Raw genomic sequence first — 26,293 nt, forward strand, 5'->3', positions numbered from 1 at the left:
CACAGCACTTAAATGCCAGTTAACTGAGCAATGTTGGTTTATGCGACTGCGAACGGTCTGACGCGCCACTCACTCGGTACGCTAGGGAGCTGATACGACTGCAAATAGCTAGGGCTAAAGCCATTCAGTTGCCAGATGTCCGTTTGCCCCAGCGCTGCGTTGTGCCAGAGGAACTCCGGTGTCCGGTCACCGCCTAAATCAGCCACACCCACGAGCTGCCAATTCACATCCGGCACAGCCGTGACAAAGTAGCCACTCTGTAAACCCGTACTGTTCATCTGCCAAAGCGCATTCTGTCCCGTCGCACGGTTACGCCACACGATGTCAGCCGTGCCGTCCCCATCAATATCAGCGGTGTCAACCACTTGCCAGTTGGTATCCTCCACGCGGGTGAAGAAGAAGGTGCTCTTGGTCGTCAAGCCATTCATCTGCCAGATGGCATTCTCGCCTGTGGCTCGGTTACGCCAGAGGAGGTCAGTCGCCCCGTCACGGTCAAAGTCAGCGGTACTGACAATTTGCCAGTTCACGTCAGCTACAGTCGTGAGGAAGGCAGTCGTTTGGATACTAAAGCCATTCATCTGCCAAATAGCGTTTTGACCCGTGACCTGATTGCGCCACACGAGGTCAGCCGTGCCATCAGCATTGAAGTCGCCCGTATCCATGATGCGCCAGTTCACATCGGCAACCGCGGTGAGGAAGTAGCCCGTTTGGTAGCCAGTGCTGTTCATTTGCCACAGGGCATTCTCACCCGTCACTTGGTTGCGCCACACGATGTCGGCAAAGCCATTACGGTCAAAGTCGGCAGTACTGATAATCTGCCAGTTCAAATCAGCCACGGTGGGCATGTAGTAGCTGTTCTGGAGTGTGAAGTCTTTTAGTTGCCAGACCACGTTCTCACCCGTGCCAGTGGGAGCTGTGCCCGTGGTGCCATTACGCCACAGCAGGTTTGCATCTGCTATATTCAGCGTAATGCTTGTTAAAGCTGAAGACAGTGGTGCACCAGCACCAGGATTACCATTGTCAGTGATGTTAACACTCAACGTCTGGGCTGTAGTATTGTTCAGGCTTGCTCTGTAGGTGAGATTATTACCAGTAATAAAGCTGTTGATGGCTGCTAGGGTACCTGCCAGGGTAAGGTTTGTAGCTGTACCGCCAACAGTGACTCCGTTACCAGTGACAGCAGCAAGGGTTCCTGCCGCAACGCTAAAGGTGGCAGTGAGGGTGCTATCAGCAGCCCCATCATCGGCAAACGTGATACCACTAATGGCACTGGCAGTATTCTTAAGGATGGTTGCGCTAGGGGGAGCGGTAACAGTGGGTGCGTCGTTGACCGCAGCGACCGTAATCGTTTTGTTGACAGCCGTACTGATGCCATTCGCACCATCCGCTACCACAAAACTGACCGTACGATTGGTGGTTGAAGGTGCATCTGAGACATTGCTATAAGCAACCCTTTGGAGTAGTGCTTGGGCGGCAACTGGGGTGGAGGCGTTATTAAAGGTGACAACTAACGGTGTTGTACCGACACCACCAGTAAAGGTGCCAATAGTAGTACCTCCGTAGGTCACGGTGTTACCAGAAACACCAATTTGACCGGGTGCACTGCCCTGATTCAAAATGGTGAGGCGATCGTCAGCCGTTGCCGTGTTGGAGAGGTTTGCTGTCAGAGTACCTGTGTTTAGGTTGGGAGAATCATCATCCCTTACAGTAGCGGTAGGGTCAATCGGCGCCGCAGGACCGTTTTCAGTGTAGGCGAGGGGCGCACCAGGAAGGGTGACGATAGGAGGATCGCTAAAAACACCGAATTGAAGATTGAAAGCAGCATCTACATTAAGGGTTGTCAACCAAGGTGCTGTCGTGATTAATTCACCAAAACTTCTGCTGTTGCTATAAACAAGGTTTCCACCAGGGTAAGTAGTGGGTGCAACACTGCCCATGCTACCAGAATCAAAGTCAGGTGCAGCATCCAAGTATTCTGTAACACTCAAAAAAGCAACATATTGCGAATTTGCAACGACATTAGTACCACCGGTGGTAAATTTGAACTCCTCAAAATCAGGTTGTCCTGTAGTGGCTCGCTGAGGACTCTCGTAAAGTACGGGTCCTGTTGGTCTTGCTCCTGCTCCGTCCCAAGCCATGATGTAAGCACCGAATTTGATTGGCGCTGCAGTTGTATCGTTCAAGTAAAAGGTGAAAGAGGTTACAGTTGTTTCTCCAAAGGGTACAGTGAAGACCTGCCCATAGGTGGCTGAACCATCCTCCCCGAAAGGATTGACTGAAGTACGAGGATTCCAGGCTGAAGTTGTATCAACAATCAGGGCTAGAACGTTCTCGTAGCTTTCCAGGGCTGTATTCTGTAAGGCAAAAGAAGATTCAATTTCCCCTGTGGACACTTCCAGGTTCCAGTTACCACCTACGGCGCTACTTCCAGTCAAGTCATTCGATGCCGCAACATCTGCTCCTGTTAACTGGCTCAGAATGGAGACAAACGCCTCGCCCAGTTCGCCCTGCGCCGTATTGCAGCCATAAAGCAAAATATCGGCATCATTTGTCAGCGCCTGACTCCACGATTGAATCTGCGCCGCGTACTGAGGCAAGTCTGTCAAGTTCAGTACGCCACTGCCAAAGTTTAGTCCACCTACTTCACCATGAGAAACAATCTGTAGGCTAGAGACGTTGCTGCGTCCCAGCAGTGTATTAGTAATTTGAGTAACGGCATCCTGGGTAGAGTTTAATACATAGACTTCGGTGCCCGGAGATACCCCCGCTATCAACTGCTGATAGTCAGCTACCGCCCCATCAACAAACAAGAGGGATTGGCTAGATTGTCCTAACGCTGGCAATACAGTTGTCAAACTGGTTGTAGCTAACGCTGGTGCAAGATTAGCGGTAGACAGCACATCAGCAGAAGCTGTTGTCAACCGAGGAAGCTCAAAGGTCATCGTTTTTCGCTCCAGAGATGGAGTGCAGGACAACACCAGACTTCGATATAGGCTAGACGACAGCAAAGGAGTCGTACTTGCTTACAGAGATCATCCGGTATGTCTGCACTTTAATTTGTTCTCTAAGATTGTGCCCTACCTTGCAAGCAGAGTAATCATTGCATTTAAACCCCTCAAAATAATTTTTCACAAAAAGTTTACACTCCGTATTGGCACTTAGAGAAGTGACTGAACAATTTAAGATAAACCAATTTTTTCAGTAATGTTACAGAGCAAGTTGGACAATTAGGCTCTATGAGTCTTTAGTCTGTTCTAAAGACTTAGTGTCACATCTCGCATCTTCATGACACGATATGCTGCTAGCTCAAACTGTCCCTCAGCGCTAACTGCTATGTCACCAAGTCCTTCAGTTAAGCACAACTGTTTTAATCGCTTCTAAGATATGTCAATTCGTTAGGCAGAGTTGTCCTACTCTGACACGGACTTTCTATTTTGCCGCTTGGTTCCTGGTCGTAACCTCTTGGCATCTGCCAGACAGGCTCTTACAGGCTCTTCTATTAACCTGGTAACCAAAGACCTTAACAGCAGATTCTGAGTAGCGTTGAAAGCCACTCAGAATCTGCACCATTACGTGTTGAACCTAGTTGAAACACGATCGCTAAACCCGTAGGAATTAGGATCGTCGATTGAATAGAATACTGGTTAACCGATTAACTGAGCAATGTTGGTTTATGCGACTGCGAACGGTCTGACGCGCCACTCACTCGGTACGCTAGGGAGCTGATACGACTGCAAATAGCTAGGGCTAAAGCCATTCAGTTGCCAGATGTCCGTTTGCCCCAGCGCTGCGTTGTGCCAGAGGAACTCCGGTGTCCGGTCACCGCCTAAATCAGCCACACCCACGAGCTGCCAATTCACATCCGGCACAGCCGTGACAAAGTAGCCACTCTGTAAACCCGTACTGTTCATCTGCCAAAGCGCATTCTGTCCCGTCGCACGGTTACGCCACACGATGTCAGCCGTGCCGTCCCCATCAATATCAGCGGTGTCAACCACTTGCCAGTTGGTATCCTCCACGCGGGTGAAGAAGAAGGTGCTCTTGGTCGTCAAGCCATTCATCTGCCAGATGGCATTCTCGCCTGTGGCTCGGTTACGCCAGAGGAGGTCAGTCGCCCCGTCACGGTCAAAGTCAGCGGTACTGACAATTTGCCAGTTCACGTCAGCTACAGTCGTGAGGAAGGCAGTCGTTTGGATACTAAAGCCATTCATCTGCCAAATAGCGTTTTGACCCGTGACCTGATTGCGCCACACGAGGTCAGCCGTGCCATCAGCATTGAAGTCGCCCGTATCCATGATGCGCCAGTTCACATCGGCAACCGCGGTGAGGAAGTAGCCCGTTTGGTAGCCAGTGCTGTTCATTTGCCACAGGGCATTCTCACCCGTCACTTGGTTGCGCCACACGATGTCGGCAAAGCCATTACGGTCAAAGTCGGCAGTACTGATAATCTGCCAGTTCAAATCAGCCACGGTGGGCATGTAGTAGCTGTTCTGGAGTGTGAAGTCTTTTAGTTGCCAGACCACGTTCTCACCCGTGCCAGTGGGAGCTGTGCCCGTGGTGCCATTGCGCCAGAGGAGTGTGGCAGCATCATCATTATTGATCGTGCCTGTGCCTGTACCTGTCGCGATCGTTCCATTGGTCAGAGCCGTGAGATTGACCAGGAAGGTTTCGTTGGCTTCAATGAGACTGTCGCCCTTGCCTAGCACAGTGATGGTTTGGCTCGTGGTACCGGGGGCAAAGGTGAGGACACCAGACGTGGCTGTATAGTCATTGTCTGCAAGTGTTGCGGTACCGTTGGCAGTCGCATAGCTGATGGTGACCGTTTCATCGGTGGCATTAGAAAGGCTGGCAGTAAAGGCATACGGTGTAGTGCCAATGTTGCCTTCAGTTTGACTAACGCTGTTGATGCTGATCGTGGGGCGGGTATCTTCATTGACGATCGTGCCAGTGCCAATGTTATTGCCAAGGCTACCGCCATTGCTGGCAAGGGTGCCATTGCTGGCATTGCTTAATGCGACGCTAAAGGTCTGATCTGCTTCAAACTTGGTGTCACCATTGACTAGTACGGTAATGGTTTTGCTGGTTTCACCAGGGGCAAAGCTGAGGGTGCCAGTAGCAGCAACATAGTCACTGTCAGCCATTGTAGCTGTGCCATCAGCGGTAGTGTAGTTGACGGCAACGGTTTGGGTACTGGCATTAGAAAGGCTGACTGTAAAGCTATAGGCAGTCGTGCCGCTGTTGCCTTCGGTCTGGCTGACGTTGCCAATACTAATGGTCGGCTGGCTGTCATCATTGGTGATGGTGCTGCTAGCAGTGGATGTACTGCCAAGATTAACGGCACCAGAAATAGTCGCCGCGCCCGTTAGAGAGAGTTGGAAGGTTTCATCAGGCTCAAATTTAGTGTCACCCGTGGCATTAACCGTGATGGTTTTGCTATATTCACCAGGGGCAAAGTTGACCGTGCCCGTAGCGGCGGTGTAGTCGCCATCAGCAACAGTCGCCGTGCCATCCTGAGTCGTGTAGTTGATGTTGATCGCCTCAAAACTGGAGTTCGAGAGCGTGACTGTGAACCCATAAGCGGTAGCACCGCTGTTGCCTTCAGCCTGGATGAGCGTAGGTATGATATTCGCCACAGGTATGCTGTCATCGTTAACGATCGTGCCGCTGACGCTGTTACTGCCAGCACCGATCACGCCGTTGATGGCATCTGAGAGATTCACCAAGAAGGCTTCGGTGTTCTCATACTTGTCATCAGGGTTGACGTTGACAGTGAAGGTTTTGCTGGTTTCACCTGCGGCAAAGATGAGCGTGCCAGATGCGGCTGTATAGTCATTATCTGCAAGCGTGGCGGTGCCGTCAGCCGTGGCATAGTTCACGCGCACTTCCTGGGTGCTGGTGTCGTTCAGGCTGACGGTGAAGGTATAAGGAGGAGTGGGGCCTGGGGTGGTATCTTCGCTCTGGCTGACAGACGTGATGCTGATTATGGGCTGGGGCTTGACGGTAATTGTAAAGGTTTGCACAACGGAGGTGTCAGTACCATCGTTTGTAGTGCCACCGCTGTCACGCACACTGACGCTGATCGTCGCGGTCGTGGCAGTGGCGAGATTGGTGGCAGGTGTGTAGATGAGGTTGCCAGCGTTGTCGATCGTCGGTGGGACGGCAAAGATATCCGCGTTGTCTACGGTGACGACATACGCCTGCACGGTTTGACTCACTTCGTCAGCAGGTCCGGGGTTGAAGCCTGTTGCCCAGTTGGAGATCGTTTGCTCCCCGGCTCCGGCTGTAATGGTCTGGTCCGAGCCTTTGGTAAATGACGGTGCATCATTTACAGCAGTTATGTTGAGACTAATGTTTGTCGTGCCTGAAGGCAGGGAGCCACCTGTGCCTGTATTACCGTTGTCATTGATGCTGACACTCAGCGTTTGAGTCGCTACAGAGTCGGGGACTGGAATGTAAGTGAGACTGTTAGCTGCAATGAAGCTGTTGATAGCGGTGATGGTGCCGCTGATGGTGCGGCTTGTGGCAGTGCCGCCTACAGTAACTTCACCTCCAGAAGTCGCAGCCAGAGTGCCTGCACCAACAGTGAAGGTGGCGGTGACACTGCCGCTACTTGCGTCTACATCAGCAAACGTAATACCTGCTAGTACGCTAACGCTGTCTTCAATGACAGTGATCGCCGCCGGAGCCGTAACAGTAGGTGCATCGTTTACCGCTGTTACATTCAATGCCACGTTAGTCACAGCCGAAGACAGTGCCCCACCGCCAGTACTGCTGTTGTCATTGATGCTGACACTGAGTGTTTGGGAGGCAGTAGCATTCGAGTCTGTGATGTAGGTGAGGTTGTTACCGGTAATAAAGCTGTTAATGGCTGCAAGAGTGCCGCTGAGTGTGCGATTCGTAGCTGTACCGCCGACTGTCACGCCACCACCAGAGGTTGCTCCCAGAGTGCCAGTACCAACGGTTAAAGTCGCAGTTACGATGCCGTTGCCAGCATCTGGATCGGCGAACGAAATGCCTGAGAGAGTGGTAGTGACATCTTCAGTTACAGCGATCGCGGCAGAAGCGATGACAGTGGGTGCATCGTTTACAGCCGTAATACTGATGTTACGAGTTGTGGTACCAAAGTTGTTGTTAAAACTGCCATCATTGGCGGTAAAGGTAGCTATGCGGGTAGCTGTGCTGGGATTATCACTGTTGTTCTGGTAAGTGATGGTGCGCAAGGCAGTTTGATAGTTTGCTAGAGTGCTGTCTCCCGTCAGAGCGAGGGTACCTGTTATCGCATTAAAACTGCCTGTAATTCCCAGTTGATCAGTAAACGCCAGCAAATCTTCACCGTTAACGTAGCCGCTGGTGAGTTGAACGGTAGCTCCCACTAAGTTGTTGTTGTCTATATCGTCGAGCGTGATGGCGGGATCAATTGCTTTCGCTACCTGGTTCTCGATGTAAGTTAATGGAGCACCACTACTAAGCGTAGGCGGAGCGTTGGAACCGACAATAATGTTATCAATAAACCAACCGAGTCCTCCGGCAAAAGAACCGGCGCTAAAGCCCCAACGCAATTGGATATTCTGACCCACGGCAGCACCTGGTAGGTTAACAACAACTGTTGAAAAAGTGCTTAAAGACCCAAACCAGGCTTGCCGTATACCAAACGGACTACTTTCGGCCCCATTCAGATTTCCTACATAGCCGCCCTGCACAAAGCTGCCTCCAGCAGACAGGATGTCAGTAAAAGCGCCACCGTTAATCGAAATATCTAAAACGCCACCGTCAAAGCTACCATCCGTTCCATAACGGTGGTCAAAGGTCAACGGGGTCGTTGAAGGCAGGTTAAAGACAGGTGAAGTCAGGTAATTGGTACTGGTGGAGCCGAAATCCGTGGTAAAGGCACTATTGGGCGCTGAACTACTACTTGAGTTAACTGTTGTCCAAACTGGAACTGCACCAGTACTAGCAACTGTCCATCCAGACGGTAATGTACCAGCAGAAACAGCATCAAAATTTTGACTGAAAAAGATAGGTAATACCATTTGGTAAGACCGTATGCTATCAGCACTGAATACTAGGGCAGACTCAATACTTCCTATATGAACTTCCAGATCCCAATTGCCGCCAAGGATTACATTCCCCGTTAAACCATCTGACGCAGCAACGTCAGCTCCGGTTAACTGGCTGAGGATGCTGGTAAAGGCTTTGCCTAGTTCCCCCTGCGCCACGTTGCAGCCATACAGCAAAATGTCGGCATCATCTGTTAGCGCCTTGCCCCAACTCTGCAACTGCGCGGCATACTCCGGCAGGTCGCTCAAGTTCAGCTTGCCAGTGCCAAAGTCCAATCCGCCTGCTTCGCCGTGGGAGACGATGTGAAGGCTAGAGATGCCGTTTCGCCCTAGAAGCGTATTCGTAATTTGGGTGACGGCATCCTGGCTAGAGTCCAGGATATGCACTTCTGTGCCCGAAGACGCTCCTGCTACCAGGGTTTGATAATCTGCGACCCCGCCATCCACAAACAGCAGCGATCGGCTTGACTGATTCGGGCGATTCACACCTAGCGGGTCAACTAACCCACCGACCTCAGGCTGAAGCAACAAGGGTATCGAAAGAGCAGAATCAGCCGTGGAGAGAGCCGACAACGAAGTAGTTTGAGCAGGCATGGGTAAAATCCAGGGTGACTGGTGGCGGAATTAAGTAGATCATGAGATTTTCCTCTACTTGTAGAATCCGTTTAATTACGGTCATTTGCCAAAACCGTAACGCCTTATACAGTAGTTACACTCTCGCTTTTAATAGATAAGGGACTCGCACAGGTTTGAGCGTCCCTTATCACTCATAACGTGGGTAAAACCACCTTTCGAAGTCCCTACCATCTAGCAGCAACGATTACGCCTTCATACCCAAAAACAAACCACAGCAATACTTTCATGGTGGCTAGTTAGTTCACAACTAACTAGCCACCATGAAAGAAACCTGATCGCTTCAGCAGTAGTATTACGGGGATGGTCGGAACAACGTCGCGCTGTTCTTCCTAGATGCCAGCACCGTCCAAAAATTCTTCGATTACCTTGTCACGGATGCGGCAACTACGAGAAGTCTCCTCAGCAGACACCTCAGGCTGGTTAGCAACATACGAGCCGTTGCCGTTTGTACTACCATTACTGCCACCATTAGCTGTTGCAGCAACTGCCGAAACCAGCACCCGCGATTCGTTCAAAGGCTGCTTTGTGTGCAGGCGTTGAATTTGTTGTTCTAGCGATTCAATGCGATCGACTAGCGCGCGAATAACCTGTGCTTCGGAGTCCGGTAAGCGCCCATGCTCAAGTGGATCAACCCGTTCGCCCGATCGATGCACAATGCGACCCGGTACGCCAACGACTGTGCAATCTGAAGGGACTGCCCGTAGTACCACTGAGCCTGCCCCAATGCGAACGCGATCGCCAATTTGAATATTACCCAGCACTTTGGCACCCGCGCCAACCACGACATTCTCCCCTAAGGTTGGATGCCGCTTACCGCCCTCTTTCCCGGTACCACCGAGAGTCACGCCCTGGTAAATTAGCGCATAGTTACCAATAATCGCCGTTTCCCCAATCACAACACCCATGCCGTGATCAATAAAAACGCCTCGCCCAATCTGTGCCCCAGGGTGAATTTCAATGCCTGTCAAAAACCGTGCTAGTTGAGAAAGCAAACGGGGAAAGAACGGCAAGCCCAACCGATGCAGCCCATGCGAAAAGCGGTGAAACACTAGCGCCTGCAAGCCTGGATAGCAGAACAAAACCTCTAACCAATTGCGAGCAGCCGGGTCACGCTCAAAGATAATGCGAAAATCGGTAAGAAGGTTAGTTAGCACGAGAGACAAACCCTGCGGCAGAACAAATCACTATCTATCTTAACGTCTGAATGACTTGAATCAACGAGTGTCGTGGTAGCCAACATGGCATACTCTTTAACAGAACGTGTCTCATGCGATTCATGTCTCGTTCACCCTAACCGTCACCGTCACTGATGACCGAGCATTTAGACCCATTAAACGTTGCTTATCAAGCGTTTGGGCATTTCGAGCATGGGTTGGCAACTGGAGAGTGGCAAGGGTTTATCAATATGCTCTCCGATGATTTTACGTTCTGGTTTCCTGTCGGACCTTACCACGGGTTAAATGTGGGCAAGGAGCGGGCGATCGCCTTCCTCCAGTATGTTTCAGAGAGTTTCAGTGAGGGTCTGACGCTCACGCTTGACCGTGTTACTAGCAATGAAACAACCGTTGTGTTTGAGTTTCGGGATGAGGGCTTGTTGTTAGGGCAACCCTACAAAAACCGAGTGGCAGTCTCGTTTGACGTACGGGGCGATCGTCTTTGCGCCTACCGAGAATACTTTGGCAGCGATGGTAAATCAAACTAGTGCAGATCACAAACTCTAGGATTAGAAAAAAGGCTACCGTCTAGATTGAAGAAAGCCTTTACAATAAGTGGGATTTTAGCCCTAGACTCAACAACGCCATGCCACGTCGCAACGATCTCCACAAAATTCTGCTGATTGGCTCCGGTCCCATTGTGATTGGGCAAGCCTGCGAGTTTGACTATTCGGGCACACAAGCTTGCAAAGCTTTACGGGACGAGGGTTATGAAGTCGTCTTGGTAAACTCCAATCCGGCGACGATTATGACTGACCCGGAAACGGCCGATCGCACCTATATTGAGCCGCTAACCCCAGAAATTGTCGCGAAGATTATTGATAAAGAGCGCCCTGATGCCCTGCTACCGACAATGGGCGGACAGACCGCACTCAACCTGGCGGTGTCGCTCGCAAAAAATGGCACACTCGAAAAGTATGGCGTAGAGCTAATTGGGGCGAAATTGCCTGCGATCGAGATGGCAGAAGATCGAAAGCTCTTTAAAGAAGCGATGGCGCGAATTGGTGTGGCTGTCTGTCCCTCTGGCTTAGCCACGACATTAGACGAAGCACGACAAATTGGGCATGAAATCGGTAGCTATCCCTTGATCATCCGCCCTGCCTTTACGATGGGTGGTTCGGGTGGTGGTATTGCCTATAACCAGGAAGAATTTGAAGAAATTTCGCAGTCGGGTCTTGATGCCAGTCCAGTTTCCCAGATCTTGATCGAAAAATCGCTGCTCGGCTGGAAGGAGTACGAACTCGAAGTCATGCGTGATCTGGCAGATAACGTGGTGATCATCTGCTCGATCGAAAACCTTGATCCCATGGGCGTTCACACTGGCGACTCGATTACCGTTGCGCCAGCCCAAACCTTAACTGACAAGGAATATCAGCGCTTACGCGATGCCTCGATCAAAATCATCCGCGAAATTGGCGTCGAAACAGGTGGCTCCAACATCCAGTTTTCCGTCAATCCCGATAATGGCGATGTGGTGGTGATTGAGATGAACCCCCGTGTGTCGCGTAGTTCCGCGCTGGCATCCAAAGCAACAGGTTTTCCGATCGCCAAAATGGCGGCAAAACTTGCGGTTGGCTACACGCTAGACGAAATCCCCAACGACATCACCAAGAAAACGCCTGCCAGCTTTGAACCCACGATCGACTACGTTGTTACCAAAATTCCCCGCTTTGCCTTCGAGAAATTTCCCGGCTCGACGTCGACCCTCACAACTCAGATGAAATCTGTGGGCGAGGCAATGGCGATCGGGCGTACGTTTCAGGAATCATTTCAAAAAGCGCTGCGCTCCATGGAAACGGGACGAGCAGGCTGGGGCTGCGATCGCAACGACAAGGTGCCGAGTCTAGAGCAAATTCGCGCTGGCTTGCGGACTCCAAATCCAGAGCGCATTTTCACCATTCACCATGCCTTTCAGGCTGGCATGACGGTCGATGAGGTATACGAGCTAACGGCGATCGATCCCTGGTTTCTAGACAAGCTGTATGCACTGCTAGATACCGAAAAAAGACTGAAGCGCACTGCCCTCAGCAGTCTGACCAAAGAGCAGCTTTTTGACATCAAGCGGCAGGGCTTTAGCGATCGTCAGATTGCTTTCGCTACTAAAACCACTGAGGACGAAGTTCGCACCTATCGCCAGTCGCTGAACGTGATCCCTGTTTACAAAACGGTCGATACCTGCGCGGCTGAATTTGAAGCACTCACGCCCTACTATTACTCCACCTACGAAGAGGGCGAAAACGAAATTCTTCCCTCTGACCGACGTAAGGTGATGATTTTAGGCGGTGGTCCCAATCGTATTGGTCAGGGCATTGAGTTTGACTACTGCTGCTGTCATGCATCGTTTTCCCTGGGCGACGATGGCTTCGAGACAATCATGGTCAACTCCAACCCCGAAACGGTTTCGACCGACTACGACACCAGCGATCGCCTCTACTTTGAGCCGCTGACAAAAGAAGATGTCCTCAATATCATCGAAGCCGAAAAGCCTGAAGGGGTAATTATCCAGTTTGGTGGACAAACGCCGCTGAAGCTGGCAGTACCCCTGCAAAAGTACCTGAGCAGTGAGGAGTGCTCTGTTGCAACCAAAATCTGGGGCACCTCGCCTGACGCGATCGACATTGCTGAAGACCGAGAGCGCTTTGAGAAAATTCTGCGCGAACTCGATATTAAACAACCTGCTAACGGACTTGCCCGCAGCTATGGCGAATCGCTAGAAGTTGCTCGTCGCGTTAACTATCCTGTTGTTGTGCGTCCCAGTTACGTGCTGGGCGGGCGCGGGATGGAAATCGTTTACTCCGATACCGAGCTACAGCGCTACATGACGGCAGCAGTTTTGGTGGAACCTGATCATCCCATTCTTATTGACAAGTACCTGGAAAATGCAGTGGAGGTGGATGTAGACGCGATCGCCGACCAGGAAGGTAACGTCGTCATTGGCGGCATTATGGAACATATTGAGGAAGCGGGGATTCACTCAGGCGACTCAGCTTGCTCACTGCCGTCTGTTTTTCTGAGTGAAACTGTGTTAACTCAAATTCGCACCTGGACGGTAGCACTGGCAAAGGCACTAAAGGTGGTTGGGCTGATGAATATTCAGTACGCGGTGCAGGGCGAACAGGTTTACATTCTGGAAGCAAATCCTCGGGCGTCCCGGACTGTGCCGTTTGTGTCCAAGGCGATTGGTGTACCCCTGGCAAAAATGGCAGCCCGTGTGATGTCTGGTAAATCTCTGGCAGAACTAGGCTACACGGAAGAAGTCATTCCCAAACATATTGCTGTCAAGGAAGCCGTACTGCCCTTTGAAAAGTTTCCCGGCACCGACACGATTCTCGGTCCCGAAATGCGCTCTACAGGCGAAGTGATGGGCATTGATGACAACTTTGGTACTGCCTTTGCCAAAGCTGAACTGGGAGCAGGGCAGCGTTTACCGCAGAGCGGCACTGTCTTTGTTTCCACCAGCGATCGTGACAAAGCGGCTGTAGTAACTGTTGTCAAAGACTTACTGGAACTTGGCTTCCATATTGTCGCTACTGAAGGCACCCGCAAAGCGCTACGCGAACACGGGGTGACTGTTGACCTAGTGCTGAAGTTGCACGAAGGTCGCCCGAACGTCATGGATGCGATTAAAAATGAGAAGATTCAACTCATTATTAACACGCCCTCAGGTGAAGAAGCCAAGGCAGATGGTCGCTTGATTCGCCGCACTGCTTTGTCCTACAAAATTCCGATCGTGACAACGATCGCTGGGGCTAAAGCAACGACTGCCGCTATTCGATCGCTCCAGTCCCAATCGCTATCTGTGAAAGCACTACAGGACTACATCCATTAGCACGACTGACTCAGTTAGGAGCCCCATTGCAACTCTTAGCTGAGTTAGTACGTCAGCAAACATCTCTGTGTCTATCTAGCAAACGATTTAATTAAGAAGCTTAAATCTTCTTAACATTGAAGTGCTTAAGAGAAGATGAACTTTTCTTGTGTTGGGCGCTCTAGGAGTGCATTTTGTTTAATGGGATGCAGTTACAAAGCACTATCCTAGGTACTCTTGTCTCACTCACCGCATCGTACAAGTTAGCCAAGCTTAAAAGTAATACGTCCGTAGGTATATACGTCTTCTCTCATGAATGTTACATTTGTTAATACGTTGCATCAGCAATTCTGATATGAAGTTCGTGGTGTAAGACCTGTTCATTCTTTAGTGCAGTCATGTATGTGAAGACCCTGCTTCACTCTTGTTTGAAACCTTCTCCTACGCTCAATCACCTTTAAAACCTGCTCTTAACGTTAAAGAGCAAAGGCTGTCCGGTTCGGACTGGGACCGCTCAACATCGTTTATCTTTTCTACCCTCTCGCATAGTTGTACCGGCTGCTGACTCCAGCCTCTATCCACTGTCGTTTTTTCCATAGCGCTATGAAGACTGCACAAACATCAACCGACTTGGTACGCGCTTACTTAAGAGAAATTGGTCGTGTTCCCCTGCTGACTCATGAGCAAGAAATTCTCTATGGCAAACAGGTACAGCGCTTATCCTCACTATACGAAGTAAAAGAAACGCTGACTCAGCAGCTAGATCGTGAGCCATCGTTAACTGAGTGGACTCAAAAAGTCGATCTTTCTGAAGCTGAACTACAGCACGCGATCGCCGAAGGCGAGAACGCTAAACGCAAGATGGTCGAAGCAAACCTGCGTCTGGTTGTCTCAGTTGCGAAAAAGTACACCAAGCGCAACGTTGACTTGCTGGATCTAATTCAGGAAGGCACGATCGGGATGCAGCGTGGTGTTGAAAAGTTTGATCCCACTAAGGGCTATCGCTTCTCAACTTACGCCTACTGGTGGATTCGTCAGGCAATCACGCGCGCGATCGCTGAGAAGGGTCGCACAATTCGCCTACCGATCCATATCACTGAAAAGCTCAACAAGATTAAGAAAGCACAGCGTCAGCTTTCGCAACAGTTGGGACGAGCTGCCACTGCATCTGAACTTGCCAGCGAACTGGAGCTAACTCCTCGCCAGGTACGAGAGTATTTAGAGCGATCACGCCAACCCCTCTCCCTTGATCTGCGAGTGGGTGACAACCAGGATACAGAGCTAGGCGAATTGCTGGAAGACACAGGCGCTTCACCAGAAGACTTTGCATTGCAATCGTCGTTGCGTGCGGACTTAGAGACGCTAATGGCAGATCTAACGCCTCAGCAGCGAGAAGTGTTAGCGCTTCGGTTTGGGCTAGAAGATGGACAGGCGCTTACTCTGGCAAAGATTGGCGATCGTCTCAGCATCAGTCGTGAACGGGTGCGCCAAATTGAACGTGAAGCCTTGACCAAACTACGCAAGCGCAAAGCGGCGATCGGCGAGTACTTAGCGAGCTAGTAGCGTTAACAAAACGTCCTACCATGCCTTTACTCCTGACCTTTCTCATGGTTTTGCTTAAGAGAATGGTCAGGGGTAATAGGGACTGATGCGGTCTTCACTAGGCAAGCTATTAGTTACTAAAGCGTTACAAATCAAAAGACTTTATGGCTTAAAACATTTTCTTTGGATGCTGTTGCAAAGCCTGACATCGACTTTTTAGCGTTCCTAATCATCTGGAGTCTATAACTACTCGTACGATCACCGTGGGGCGTACTTCACTCAGGCATAGTGGTCGTTTCCTATCTCAAGTGACGCTCATAACTGAGTGCGATCAAGGTGGCTCCAGTTCAAGTTTAGGATAGCTCTGGGAATGATTGTGTCATCGAGTCCTGTCGATCGCGCGACGTTCATAGTGTAGAACGCAGCGAATGGAGGAAAATAAAGTACAAGTTCCTGGTGCATAAGTATGACCTGTTGTCTTAACCCAGACTGCCAGCAGCCTCAAAATGCCGACGATGTCGAGTTCTGTCTCAGTTGCGGTACAAAACTGACAGTGCTGCTGCGGGGACGTTACCGCGTTATGCGACCGATCGGACAGGGTGGTTTTGGCAGAACGTATCTGGCGCTGGACGACGATCGACTCAAAGCACGCTGTGTTATCAAGCAATTTTCGCCCCAGATTCAAGGCACAAAATCGCTTGAAAAGGCAGTCAAACTTTTTGAGCAAGAAGCAGTGCGGCTCTATGAATTGGGCGAACATCCTCAAATTCCAGCGCTGTTAGCATATTTTGAGCACGACAAACGCCTTTATCTGGTGCAGCAGTTTATTGAAGGCAATACGCTACTGCAAGAACTTTCTCAGAACGGTGTGTTTATCGAGCAGCGCATTCGTGAAGTGCTGGCTGGCATCTTGCCCATTCTCAAATTTGTCCATGATCATCAAGTTATTCATCGGGACATCACCCCATCCAACATCATTCGCCGCAAGTTTGATAACAAGCTGGTGCTAATTGACTTTGGCGTTGCTAAACTGCTGTCTGTTGAAGCCAGCAATCAACCAGGCACTAAGATTGGCACCGAAGGCTACGCACCGATCGAACAACTGCGGAGCGGCAAAGCATACCCTGCCAGCGATATTTATAGTCTGGGTGCTACCTGTCTGTTTTTGATGACTCAGGTGAAACCAGAAGATTTGTACGATCCGCTAGAGGGGCGCTGGCTTTGGCGAGAACGCTTGCGCGAAAAAGGGCGGGCAATCAGCGAACCGATCGCTCAAATCCTGGACAAAATGTTGAAGGATTTGGTTAGTGAACGCTATCCCTCCGCTGCTGCTGTCATGAAAGATCTACGAACTGCCCTGTCTAGTCCTCCGCTTGTGGCTAGCTCAGTTGGCGGTGCCGTTCGATCATCTGGGGTGACAAATGCCTCTTCTCCGTCGTCAAGCGCAAGTCGGTCTGCGAACCGGTCGCCTGTTAGCCAACCTTCTGTTATTCAACCTTCTGTGGGTCAGCCGAACCTGAGTCGACCCAACGTGAGTCAGCCTGGTGCAAATCAAGTCCATGCAGCAGGTGCGCTACCCTCCAAACCGCCTGTCTCTAGAGCGCCTGTCTCTAAAGCACCCCTCTCAAGGCAACCTGTATCAGGTTCACAACAATGGCATTGCCTGCATACCTTGACTGGGCATTCTCGCTGGGTGACAGCCGTTGCCATTAGTGCCGATGGAAGCACGATCGCCAGTGGCGGTTTAGACGACAGCATTAAAGTCTGGGATCGTTCTACAGGCGAACTCTTGCGAACCCTGACTGGGCACCACAAGCCCATTAATTGCTTAAGCATTAGCCCGGATGCTCAAACGTTAATTAGCGGCAGTGATGACGACACGGTTCGTCTCTGGCACTTAGCAAGTGGTAATTTACTGCGCTCGCTGACCGGGCATACCAGGGATGTAAGCTCAGTTGTCATTAGCACCGACGGGCAACTGCTTGCTAGCGGTAGTGAAGACCGCACAGTGCGGCTGTGGAATCTGGCTACAGGTGAAATGCTACGTGCCTTTTCTGGTTTAGCCGGTATGGTGCGATCGGTTGCTCTTAGCCCCAATGGTCAGTTTCTTGTTAGCGGTGGGTTGGATAACCAGATTAAGCTTTGGAGCCTGAAAACGAATGAGCCAGTTCGCACACTGCCGAATGGACACTTTAACTCGGTGAATGCAGTCGTGATTGCGCCAGATGGCAAAACGCTTGTTAGCGCCAGCAAAGATAAAACCATTAAGGTATGGGATCTGACGGCAGGTGCTGTAGTGCGTAACCTGGCAGGGCATATGGACTCGGTGAACGCGATCGCTATGAGCGGCGATGGTAAGCTCCTTGCCAGTGGCAGTAGCGACACAACTATCCGGCTCTGGAACCTGGAAACAGGCACTCTTAGTGGCAGCTTAACCGAACATATCAGTGCCGTTAATGCGGTTGCTCTCACAGCAGACGGCAAGTTTTTGGTTAGTGGCAGCTCGGATAGCAAGGTGAAAGTATGGCAGTTGGGGTAAGGGATGAAAGAGAAGGGATGAATGCTAAAGGCTAAGTTTTTCTTTACTTCCCCTCTTTACCCAGGTTAAAACGGTTGGACAAACAGTATTAGCTGTTACAAAATGTGCTTGACTATCTACGCCTTTAGAGAGATCTTTCCCGATCTCAGGCGCAGGGGTGATAGTCTACTGCCTTAATTATGGGTAGTCTGAAGGAATATCCTTCTACCAGTACCCTTATGGACTCTGCCCAGTACCCGTTTGGGAAGATTCACTACTTGTTTAGGAAGGCTGACCATGCAAACTGGCAGCGGCAGGAAAGTAAGCGGCACATTCTGCGATCGCAGCTAGGCTTTACTGACGTTGTTTCTACTCGCCCTAAGCCCTGTGTCGGTTGTGCAAATTATCATGGGATGGCATATGGCTACAGCCGTGAATCGCGTACGCCGCTGATTTGTGGCTTTCATCCCTACGGTTGGCAAAGTGAAAGCGCCTGTCCTGATTGGTGTAGTGTTTAGGCTGCATACAGCGCTTTGCTCGACTCGCATCTAGCTGCCCAACAGGAAATAGACGGAGCCATCGTCCGATACATACTGCGCCCTTGATCACAATTTGATCTGCAACTTTGTAGCGTTTGGGTTAAGCACTACCGCTTGCAGGCATGGTGCCGGCTAATCTCAAAACACAATAGAAGAAAGTGTGTCTGCTACGACCATTTCATCGGCTGACTTTCTCCTTTGGTGGCGGTACGATACCAACGCGGTGCAGGTTTGTATCGATCGCCTTGAGCAGCTCGAAATCTTGTTCTGGCAAGGGGGGGCGTGTAGCTTCGCCGTCTGCTGGAGTCTGTTCCAGAAAGGCAAATGCCTGCCGAAACTGGTGCGGTTCTGCCTGAATGGGAGCGTCAAAGTGGCAGGGAATGATGCGTTGCATGGGCCAGCTAGCTACATGGTCAGCCCAGTCGAGCGTCTCTTGTGGTGCGCGATTAAGGATGAGGGTTTGCAAAATCGGTGCCACGAAAAGTCGTCCATCACCCTGTAGGGCATGGAACGATTGCAGCCAGTCCTTCTCCCACTGAAACGGGAACAGTCCAAAATAGCCTTTTTGGGAACGGTCTGTAGCTTTAAAGGCGTTGTAGATCGTTTGGCTAGCAGTCCTGACTGCCAGGACGCTGGGGCGAAAATAAAGCGTAAAGAGGGCAATGCGATGCCATCCTTTGCGGCGGTTAGCAGGACTATCTACCACCTCATCATCAGCGCTATCTCTCGCGTGGAACAGCAGTGGATAGGGGTCAAGCTGCACGATCGCAGGCGGTTCGATAGGAATAGAAACGATGGTATCGGTGACAAGCAGAGTGCGCGATCGTCGGTGAAAAAACGCGACTTCGGCAAACCGCCCTGGACCCAGCGCGATCGGACCCAAAATGGCGTAGTCAAATTCAGCCGCAAACGGCGCTTGGCTGCTGTCATCTGGCAAGATGTGCGTCCGTTTAGCAGGCAACCCTAGCCAGCTTAACGGTAGATTCAGTGGAAAGCTCCATTGATGCGGTGCGACGAAAACGTGCGCATTTTGAAACTGCCTGGCAAAGGGACCAACAAAAACCTTGTGCTCAACCCCCGAAATAGTCGGCAAAATAATGTACTTTACATCGCCGTATTGAGCTACCAGCTCATTAACTAGCCGTAGGCATTCAGGCGTAGGTGCAATGGGGGCATACACCAACAGCCCGCCTCCATCTAGCTTCACCACCGTCATCCGAATGGGTACTACGACGTAAAAGATGCCCTGGATCTGGTCAAAAGTCCATGCTGTCCCTGGCACAACTTCTGTTCGCAGCGTGCGTCGCTGGCTACGTGGGTAAAGCGGCACAGTAAGCCAAAATCGCCACAACCAATCGCTAGAGCGCTGCTCTTGCTGCCGTTCCTGTCTGTCAATCGTGGTTTTACTCACGCCACGATGCCTCCTATGCCAATGCTTGCGCCGTTTAAATGCGATCGCTGAAGCTAAAGTTTAGCAAATCGTTCAGCGTGCCATGAAGGAGACTGACTGCACTTAAGTCAACTTATTGATCTGTTAGTCATTCTCCTTAGGTAAGCTCATTCAGAATAGTGCCAAGACCGCGATAGATAAAAGCCAACTCATCGTCAGTGATGCAGTAGGGCGGCATGAGATACAGCACATTACCCAAGGGACGAAGGAGCAAACCTTGCGCGATCGATCGATGGCGAATGTCGATCGACAGTTGGCTCAGGTAGCCCGGTTGATCGGTAATGATGTCCATGGCGGCGATCGTTCCCGTCACTCGTAGATTGGTCAGCCGGGGATGATCGCTTAAGGCGGCTAAATGCTGTCTGTGCTTGGCTTCCATCTGCTGAAACGCGGGTTCATGCTCTACCATTAGTTCGAGCGATGCCAACCCTGCGGCGCACCCTAAAGGATTGGCAGCATAGCTATGCCCGTGGTAAAGCGTTTGTAGCGGATCGTCACTATAAAAAGCGTTGTAAATTGCCTCGGAACAGACCGTGACTGAGAGGGGTAAAAAACCGCCTGTAATGCCTTTTGACAGGCAAAGAATGTCTGGTTCCACTCTGGTTTTGGTGCAGGCAAACCAGTCACCTGTACGACCAAAACCCGTCATTACTTCATCAAAAATCAGGAGGGTATTATGCGCATATGCTAACTCCTGCAACTGCTGGAGAAACTGCGATCGCCCCATCCGCATTCCAGAAGCACCCTGAACCAGCGGCTCGATGATAATGCCTGCATAGCGATCGCCCGACTCGCTCAGTTTTTGTGCAATCTCATCAAGAATTGTCTGCTCCGTTGCCGTGGCAAGCGCAGCATCAGAGTGAGCAATGGGATAGGGTACAAATTCCACCTCGAACAACAAGGGCGCAAACGCTTGGGAGAAGAGCGATCGTGCCCCCACTGCCATTGCACCAAACGTATCGCCGTGATACGCACCTTCAAACGCCAGAAAGGTTGATCGCGGTTGCCCCTGATTCGTCCAATACTGATACGCCATCTTCAGCGCCACTTCAACTGCTGTAGAGCCATTGTCAGAATAGAACACACGGCTCAAGGATGAGGGCAGTCGGCTAACCAACTTTTCGGCAAGCTGCTCCGCTGGATCATGGGTGAAACCAGCAAAGATCACGTGCTCTAGATGTTTGGCTTGCTGAAAAATCGCTTCAGCGATTTTAGGATGGGCATGACCATGAAGATTGACCCACCAGCTCGAAATGCAATCGAGAATTCGTTCCCCAGTTTCTAGCTCAAGCCATGCCCCTTGTGCAGCTTTCACCTTCAACGGCTCAGGAGCAGTTTTTGCCTGGGTATAGGGATACCAGATGTTTGGATGCATAAGTTTATGGACTACGGCGATCGCCTAAGCCGTTTCCTCATTACTCACAAACCCGTCTGACTGGCTGGCTTGAGGGTTTTCTAATGCTGCTTTGAGCGTCTGCCAGGTCAGCGTCGCGCATTTAATCCGTACAGGAAATTGCGACACACCTTGCATCACGTTCAGCTTGCGAAACTCAGTCGGGAACTCGTCCTTACCCTGCATCATGGTATGAAAGTGTTGCACCATCGCCAATGCTTCCTCCAAGGTGCGTCCCTGCATTGCTTCTGCCATCAAGTCTGCCGATGCCATCGCGATCGCGCAACCTTCTCCCTCAAATTTGACCGTTTCAATGCGATCACCCGTTGCATCAAGCTGCACCGTAAGCTCGATTGTGTCACCACAAGAAGGATTGTGCCCGCGCTGACGACGATCAACCGGCTCAGTTGTACCGCGATGCCGAGGCTTCTTGTAGCGTTCCAGAATGACTTGCTGGTATAGATCGCGCAGATTGCCAAGAGAAGACATGAGTCAAATTTTTAAACATTATTCATCCTTCTTCATCCTATCAGCGTCTTTTGTTAGTGGGGGCATCCAGGCAAGGAAGGCAAAATTCAGAAGGTAGAGGAAGGAGGACAGGAATAGAGCGTCTAGGGTTAAGAATCAGCAACCAGCGTTTAGCTGCCAAAACTCAGCACCCTTCTACCCCTTCACTTCTTTACCCTTCTAAATCTGCCTCTCGTACCGCCCGTGCTGTTGCTTCGCCCGCACGATCGCTCATTAAGCGCTGTTGGTCGTAACCCAGCACCAGTTCCCAGGCATCTGCAGGATAGCGATCGACTAGGGGCAACGCTACTTCATCCATCATCCAGCGACCATGAAGCTGATCAACTTTGATGTGTAGTGTCCAGTAGCTCATAGCATTGTCCGACAAGCCAAGACGTTGAGCAGCCGCATAATAAGGGTTAAAGCCAGCAGGAACCGAAAGCTCGCCATAGAGTAAGCCACCGGCATAGCGGAGAAAATCACGTTTGCGTTCAGACAGTAAGAAACTGTGATTGATGATTGCCAGCACTTCCCACGGCACCGCGTCAAAGTAAGCTTCTGGTTCAGTACTCATCCCTAAGTCAGAAAGCATGGTGGCAAAGTAGGTAGAATGCTTGCGTGCTAATTTGCCAGCGCCATATTCTTCTACTACCAGGCGAGTCAGAACGCTGTGAACCTCGTTTGCAACACCGCCCAGCATCCGAGAAAGCTGACTAGCTTCAATCAAACCGTCCAGCGAGGCAATCTCTAACAGCTTGCGGTAACCTGCAAGGGTCATTTCGTCTCGAAAGTAGCGCCCCGTAGCGGAAAGCTCAGGATCAAGGTCAGCAGCAACTCGATCGCGCAGAGCACTGACAACATCCAATTGCTTTAAGCTATCCACATCCAACTGAGACAGTTCCCAACTTTGCCAAGCCGCTTCAATCTGGTTGCGGATCGTTTGCAAATAGAGCGATCGCTCATTCTCATAGTTACTTAGCGCGTCGTACCAGAAGAACTTGAGACGGTTGATGCGGTAAAGCACGCGCTGCAAAAACCGATGCGCCTCATTGGAATTGTAAACGTCACCATAAGCCGCTACTAACGCCGCTGCCACTGCCTTCTCGAAAGACTCGCGCGTGGGCAGCAATTGCTCCAGGTTTTCATCAAGAGCAGGAGTGTTGAGTAGAGTAAGAAATAGCTGTTCGGCTTCGTCGTAGTCGGGTGCAGTTGCACGTGTCAGTGGATGATGCATAACTGCTGACGTTAAACGGTCTGACATTTCGCGGTCTGACATCTCTTGGTAACGGCGCATAAGGTTCGTTGAAGTTTTTCCTGAATACCCCTTTATCGTGATGGTTTGTTACATAAACTTCATCTACTTGAGTAGTAGATTTAATCGTCTACATACGTATCTAGAGAGAGAATATCTTACCTGGTAAAGGCGTGGAAGGGTGGGAAGGTGAAAGAGTAGGAAGGTGGAAGAGTGGGAAGGCGGGAAGGTAAAAGGGTGAAAGGGTAGAAAGGTGGAAGGGGCGTTAGCGTTGCCATATTTCTACTAATTCTTCACTCCTTCACCTCTTTACTCCCTCATCCCCTTACCTCTTCACCTCAAGTCGATCGCCCGGTTTCTGCCTCAAATACCAGACCAAGGCAGTAAATAAGGCAATGCCTACGCTGTACTTCAGCACATCTGGTACCGCAGGATTGGGTGAGAAAAACCCTTCAATGATGCCAGCAATGACTAGCATGGGCACAATGCCATAGATCAATTGAACAGCCTGAATACCATAGAGCTTGAGCGCCTCCGATCGCTTATAAACACCTGGAAACAGTAGCGCTCTAGCAAGCAAGAAACCAGCGCCACCCGCAAGAAAGATGGCAGGCAGTTCTAACGCTCCATGGGGAAACACAAACGCCCAGAACGGCAAGGCAAGGTTGTTTTGCCCGACTAACGTGCCGATCGTGCCAATCAGGGTGCCGTTGAGAAGCATGGCATAGGTAGTAAATAGCCCTCCTGTCATGCCGCCTGCGACTGCCGCAAACGAAACCTTGATGTTGTTGATCATGATGTTAGTAGAGGCAAACGGCTCAATACCAACGATCGACCCCATCCAAAGCTCACCACGATCGCGTACCTGCTCGATCATTGCGGCTGGCACCACTAGCGCTAAAAAGGCAGGATCACGCCATGCTAACCACCACGACACTAAGCCTGCGATGACGAATAAGCCTGCTGCTAGAGCAATGTAACCTCGTGACTGCTGTACAACGGCTGGAAACCCCCAGCGATAGAACAACCAGAGGGCTTGCCATTCTTGACGGCGCGACCCTTGATAGATTTGGGTATAGCTACGGGTTGCCAGCGTCTGTAAATCTTGCACAATAAGGTCGCCTACTTCATGAGTGCGGGCGCGTGCCAGGTCAGCAGCGGTCGATCGATACAAGCTAGCAAGTTGCCGGATTTCGTTGGCATCCAGTGCTTTTAAGCCTTGCTTTTCTGCTTTTTTGAGCAGGGTATCCAGTTCACCCCAACTGGGTTGCCGCCGCGCCAGCCAGCGCTGAATGTTCATAATCTGTGATATTTTCTGGGACCGTAGAAAGATCGTTTAGAATCGCGTCAACATCTAATGCTCTGAATAGCCAAAGTGTAGCTCATGGCTTCTCCTTCTAATTCGCCTAGTTCCGTCCAGCCGCTTAGTGTGGGTAATGTTGTTAGCGCTGGGTTTCAGCTTTACAGCACTCACGCCAAGCAATATTTGACGATCGCCCTTTTTGCAACGCTATGGATTCTGCTGCCGTTTGCTGCGGTCATCCCGGTCGTTCTATTTTTTGTGTCAGTGCAGAACTACTACGCCACACTGGGCTTGATCATTCCTGCCTTGATTGTGCTGCTTCTGTATGCCACTGCCAAGTACCTGACCAACTTAGCGTTGATCGCACGTCTGGCGTTTGGTGAACTGACCAACCAGCCCGAATCCTTGAAGGATGCTCGTCGTTATGTGCGATCGCGTCAGTGGAGTTTTCTCATCGCGTCACTGCTACTGGGCTTGATTGGCATGGGTGTTGCCATTGTCTTTTACCTGGTGCTGGCGATCGCCGTTGTGGGTTTGTTAAGCGCAGCGGGTGGGTTGTCGCTTTTCTCGAACCCATCACCAGAAGCACTAGCGGCAAACGGTGGTACATTCGTGCTAATCGGTCTCCTGTTTCTCCTCCTCTTGCTGGCATTTTTGGTCTTTCTGTTCTGGTTTGCTGCCCGCTTTGTGGCGGCTGAAGTCCCTTTAGCAGTGGAACCTGGAGTTACCGCAACGAAAACAATCGATCGCATGTGGTCACTGACAAAAGGCAGTGCCTGGCGAATTGCTCTCATTTTGTTCATCACGTCTTTGGTGACAATGCCCATTCAACTGCTGGTACAGATTGGGATTAGTGCCACCAATGCGATGATTGAAGCCGCTGGTTTTACGCCTGGTGATCCTAGCTATACCGCGCTGTCTCTTGTAATCACGTATGTTTTGAGCTTCGCCGTTTCGATCGTCGTCATACCACTGTGGCAGACCATCAAAGCGGTCATATATTACGATCTGCGGAGTCGCCGTGAAGGCTTGGGCTTACAGTTGCGCGATCGCGGTACACACGATCGCGGCACATTGAACTAATCACCCCATGCGTTTCTTCAACCGAGTTTCGTTATCCACACCAGAAAGCATCGAGCTAGAGTTTACGCTGGCAGGTATCGGCAATCGCACGCTGGCATTAGCGATTGACTACCAAATTTTGGGTCTGTTGCTGGTTGGCTTCTGGGTGGTTTGGAGCGTGTTTAGCCTTGGACTGATGAGCTATCTGAGCCAAGCCAATTTCAGCTACGCCTCAGCTCCACTCTGGCTACTGGCGATCGCGCTACTGATCAGTTTCTTCCTCTTTACAGGCTACTTCGCTTTTTTTGAGGTCATTTGGCAAGGGCAAACCCCCGGCAAACGCATGACCAAAATTCGCGTTATCCGCGATGATGGTAGACCGATTGGGCTAGCGCAAGCCGCAATGCGTGCTTTATTGCGACCACTAGATGACCTTTTCTTCATTGGCGTTTTCTTCATTCTCTTGGGCAAGCAAGAAAAACGACTGGGCGATTGGGCAGCCGGAACGCTCGTCGTACAGGAACAACGGGGCGATCGCAAAGCCACGCTGACCATTTCTGACCCAGCAAAGCAACTGGCGATCGATCTACCCAAGCTGGCAGATCTGAACCAACTACTGCCGGATGACTTTGCCGTTGTCCGCGCCTACCTGCAACGACGACGCACGATGGAAACCCAAGCCAAAAACGACCTGAGCATGAATCTGGCACGGCAGCTTCGGACGGTCATTGCGCTCGAAACTATTCCCCCCAACACTACGCCTGACCAATTTCTCGAAGCCGTCTATGAGGCGTATCAGCAGATGGCAGGGAGGGGATTTAGCGATCGAGGTTAGCCAGAATTGGTAATGCAGTCGGTGCAACCATCGGTTAGACAGTGCTGCGTAGACCCATCGATTGGTGATAGTAGCAAGATGCGAGTCACAGGCTGCAAATTACAGACCGGAGCGATCTACGCTAGTGTAGAAATTGCTCCCTTGCCCGATCGTGTGTTGTGTTTCTAAGCCGCTCCC

The 26,293-nt window shown here is 50.9% G+C and carries 15 protein-coding genes; 7 read left to right on the plus strand and 8 right to left on the minus strand.

Annotation, left to right across the window (positions count from 1 at the left end; genetic code table 11):
• Window positions 1-38: 38 nt before the first annotated feature.
• The 3 genes from H6F76_RS15135 to cysE form a co-directional block, all read right to left on the minus strand.
• A complete protein-coding gene (locus H6F76_RS15135) occupies window positions 39-2,942 on the minus strand; it encodes a DUF4347 domain-containing protein (RefSeq protein ID WP_190509414.1) in 2,904 nt (967 codons plus the stop codon).
• Between the two features lie 729 nt (window positions 2,943-3,671).
• Window positions 3,672-8,651: a DUF4347 domain-containing protein gene (locus H6F76_RS15140; RefSeq protein ID WP_190509417.1), complete on the minus strand. Its 4,980-nt coding sequence runs from the start codon at window positions 8,649-8,651 to the stop codon at window positions 3,672-3,674.
• A gap of 371 nt (window positions 8,652-9,022) precedes the next feature.
• The gene (gene cysE, locus H6F76_RS15145) at window positions 9,023-9,847 is read right to left on the minus strand and encodes a serine O-acetyltransferase (RefSeq protein WP_190509419.1); all 825 of its coding nucleotides are present in this window, start codon (window positions 9,845-9,847) and stop codon (window positions 9,023-9,025) included.
• 155 nt (window positions 9,848-10,002) lie between these two features.
• On the opposite strand from cysE, the gene H6F76_RS15150 reads away from it, so the two are divergent.
• The 5 genes from H6F76_RS15150 to H6F76_RS15170 all read left to right on the plus strand — a co-directional run bounded on the left by H6F76_RS15150 (window position 10,003) and on the right by H6F76_RS15170 (window position 18,293).
• Window positions 10,003-10,395 carry a nuclear transport factor 2 family protein gene (locus H6F76_RS15150; protein WP_190509421.1) on the plus strand — a complete coding sequence of 131 codons (393 nt, stop codon included), beginning with the start codon at window positions 10,003-10,005 and terminating at the stop codon, window positions 10,393-10,395.
• 98 nt (window positions 10,396-10,493) lie between these two features.
• Window positions 10,494-13,736, plus strand: coding sequence for a carbamoyl-phosphate synthase large subunit (carB, locus tag H6F76_RS15155; protein ID WP_190509423.1), 3,243 nt, complete (start codon window positions 10,494-10,496; stop codon window positions 13,734-13,736).
• Window positions 13,737-14,318: 582 nt separating this feature from the next.
• Complete coding sequence (locus H6F76_RS15160) at window positions 14,319-15,275, plus strand: RNA polymerase sigma factor, RpoD/SigA family (RefSeq protein ID WP_190447237.1); 957 nt, start codon at window positions 14,319-14,321, stop codon at window positions 15,273-15,275.
• 448 nt (window positions 15,276-15,723) lie between these two features.
• Complete coding sequence (locus tag H6F76_RS15165) at window positions 15,724-17,796, plus strand: serine/threonine-protein kinase (protein WP_190509425.1); 2,073 nt, start codon at window positions 15,724-15,726, stop codon at window positions 17,794-17,796.
• A 218-nt stretch (window positions 17,797-18,014) separates the two neighbouring features.
• Window positions 18,015-18,293, plus strand: a complete 279-nt coding sequence (locus H6F76_RS15170) for a hypothetical protein (protein ID WP_190509427.1) — start codon at window positions 18,015-18,017, stop codon at window positions 18,291-18,293.
• A gap of 199 nt (window positions 18,294-18,492) precedes the next feature.
• Here the strand turns inward: H6F76_RS15170 and H6F76_RS15175 are convergent, their stop codons facing one another.
• From H6F76_RS15175 to H6F76_RS15195, 5 genes are all read right to left on the minus strand, one after another.
• Window positions 18,493-19,725: a DUF4336 domain-containing protein gene (locus tag H6F76_RS15175; RefSeq protein WP_347276037.1), complete on the minus strand. Its 1,233-nt coding sequence runs from the start codon at window positions 19,723-19,725 to the stop codon at window positions 18,493-18,495.
• Window positions 19,726-19,861: 136 nt separating this feature from the next.
• Complete coding sequence (gene bioA / locus H6F76_RS15180) at window positions 19,862-21,139, minus strand: adenosylmethionine--8-amino-7-oxononanoate transaminase (RefSeq protein WP_190509429.1); 1,278 nt, start codon at window positions 21,137-21,139, stop codon at window positions 19,862-19,864.
• A gap of 24 nt (window positions 21,140-21,163) precedes the next feature.
• The gene (gene sufU / locus H6F76_RS15185; RefSeq protein ID WP_190509431.1) at window positions 21,164-21,646 is read right to left on the minus strand and encodes a Fe-S cluster assembly sulfur transfer protein SufU; all 483 of its coding nucleotides are present in this window, start codon (window positions 21,644-21,646) and stop codon (window positions 21,164-21,166) included.
• A gap of 190 nt (window positions 21,647-21,836) precedes the next feature.
• A complete protein-coding gene (locus H6F76_RS15190) occupies window positions 21,837-22,958 on the minus strand; it encodes an iron-containing redox enzyme family protein (protein ID WP_242036676.1) in 1,122 nt (373 codons plus the stop codon).
• Window positions 22,959-23,241: 283 nt separating this feature from the next.
• Entirely contained in the window at window positions 23,242-24,216 is a 975-nt protein-coding gene (locus H6F76_RS15195; RefSeq protein WP_190509433.1) for a stage II sporulation protein M, read from the minus strand.
• An 84-nt stretch (window positions 24,217-24,300) separates the two neighbouring features.
• On the opposite strand from H6F76_RS15195, the gene H6F76_RS15200 reads away from it, so the two are divergent.
• Window positions 24,301-25,302, plus strand: coding sequence for a DUF975 domain-containing protein (locus H6F76_RS15200; protein WP_190509435.1), 1,002 nt, complete (start codon window positions 24,301-24,303; stop codon window positions 25,300-25,302).
• A 7-nt stretch (window positions 25,303-25,309) separates the two neighbouring features.
• Window positions 25,310-26,116: an RDD family protein gene (locus tag H6F76_RS15205; RefSeq protein ID WP_190509437.1), complete on the plus strand. Its 807-nt coding sequence runs from the start codon at window positions 25,310-25,312 to the stop codon at window positions 26,114-26,116.
• The last annotated feature ends 177 nt before the right edge of the window (window positions 26,117-26,293 follow it).

Source organism: Leptolyngbya sp. FACHB-321, assembly GCF_014695975.1.
In the GTDB taxonomy this organism is placed as follows: Bacteria; Cyanobacteriota; Cyanobacteriia; order Leptolyngbyales; family Leptolyngbyaceae; genus Stenomitos.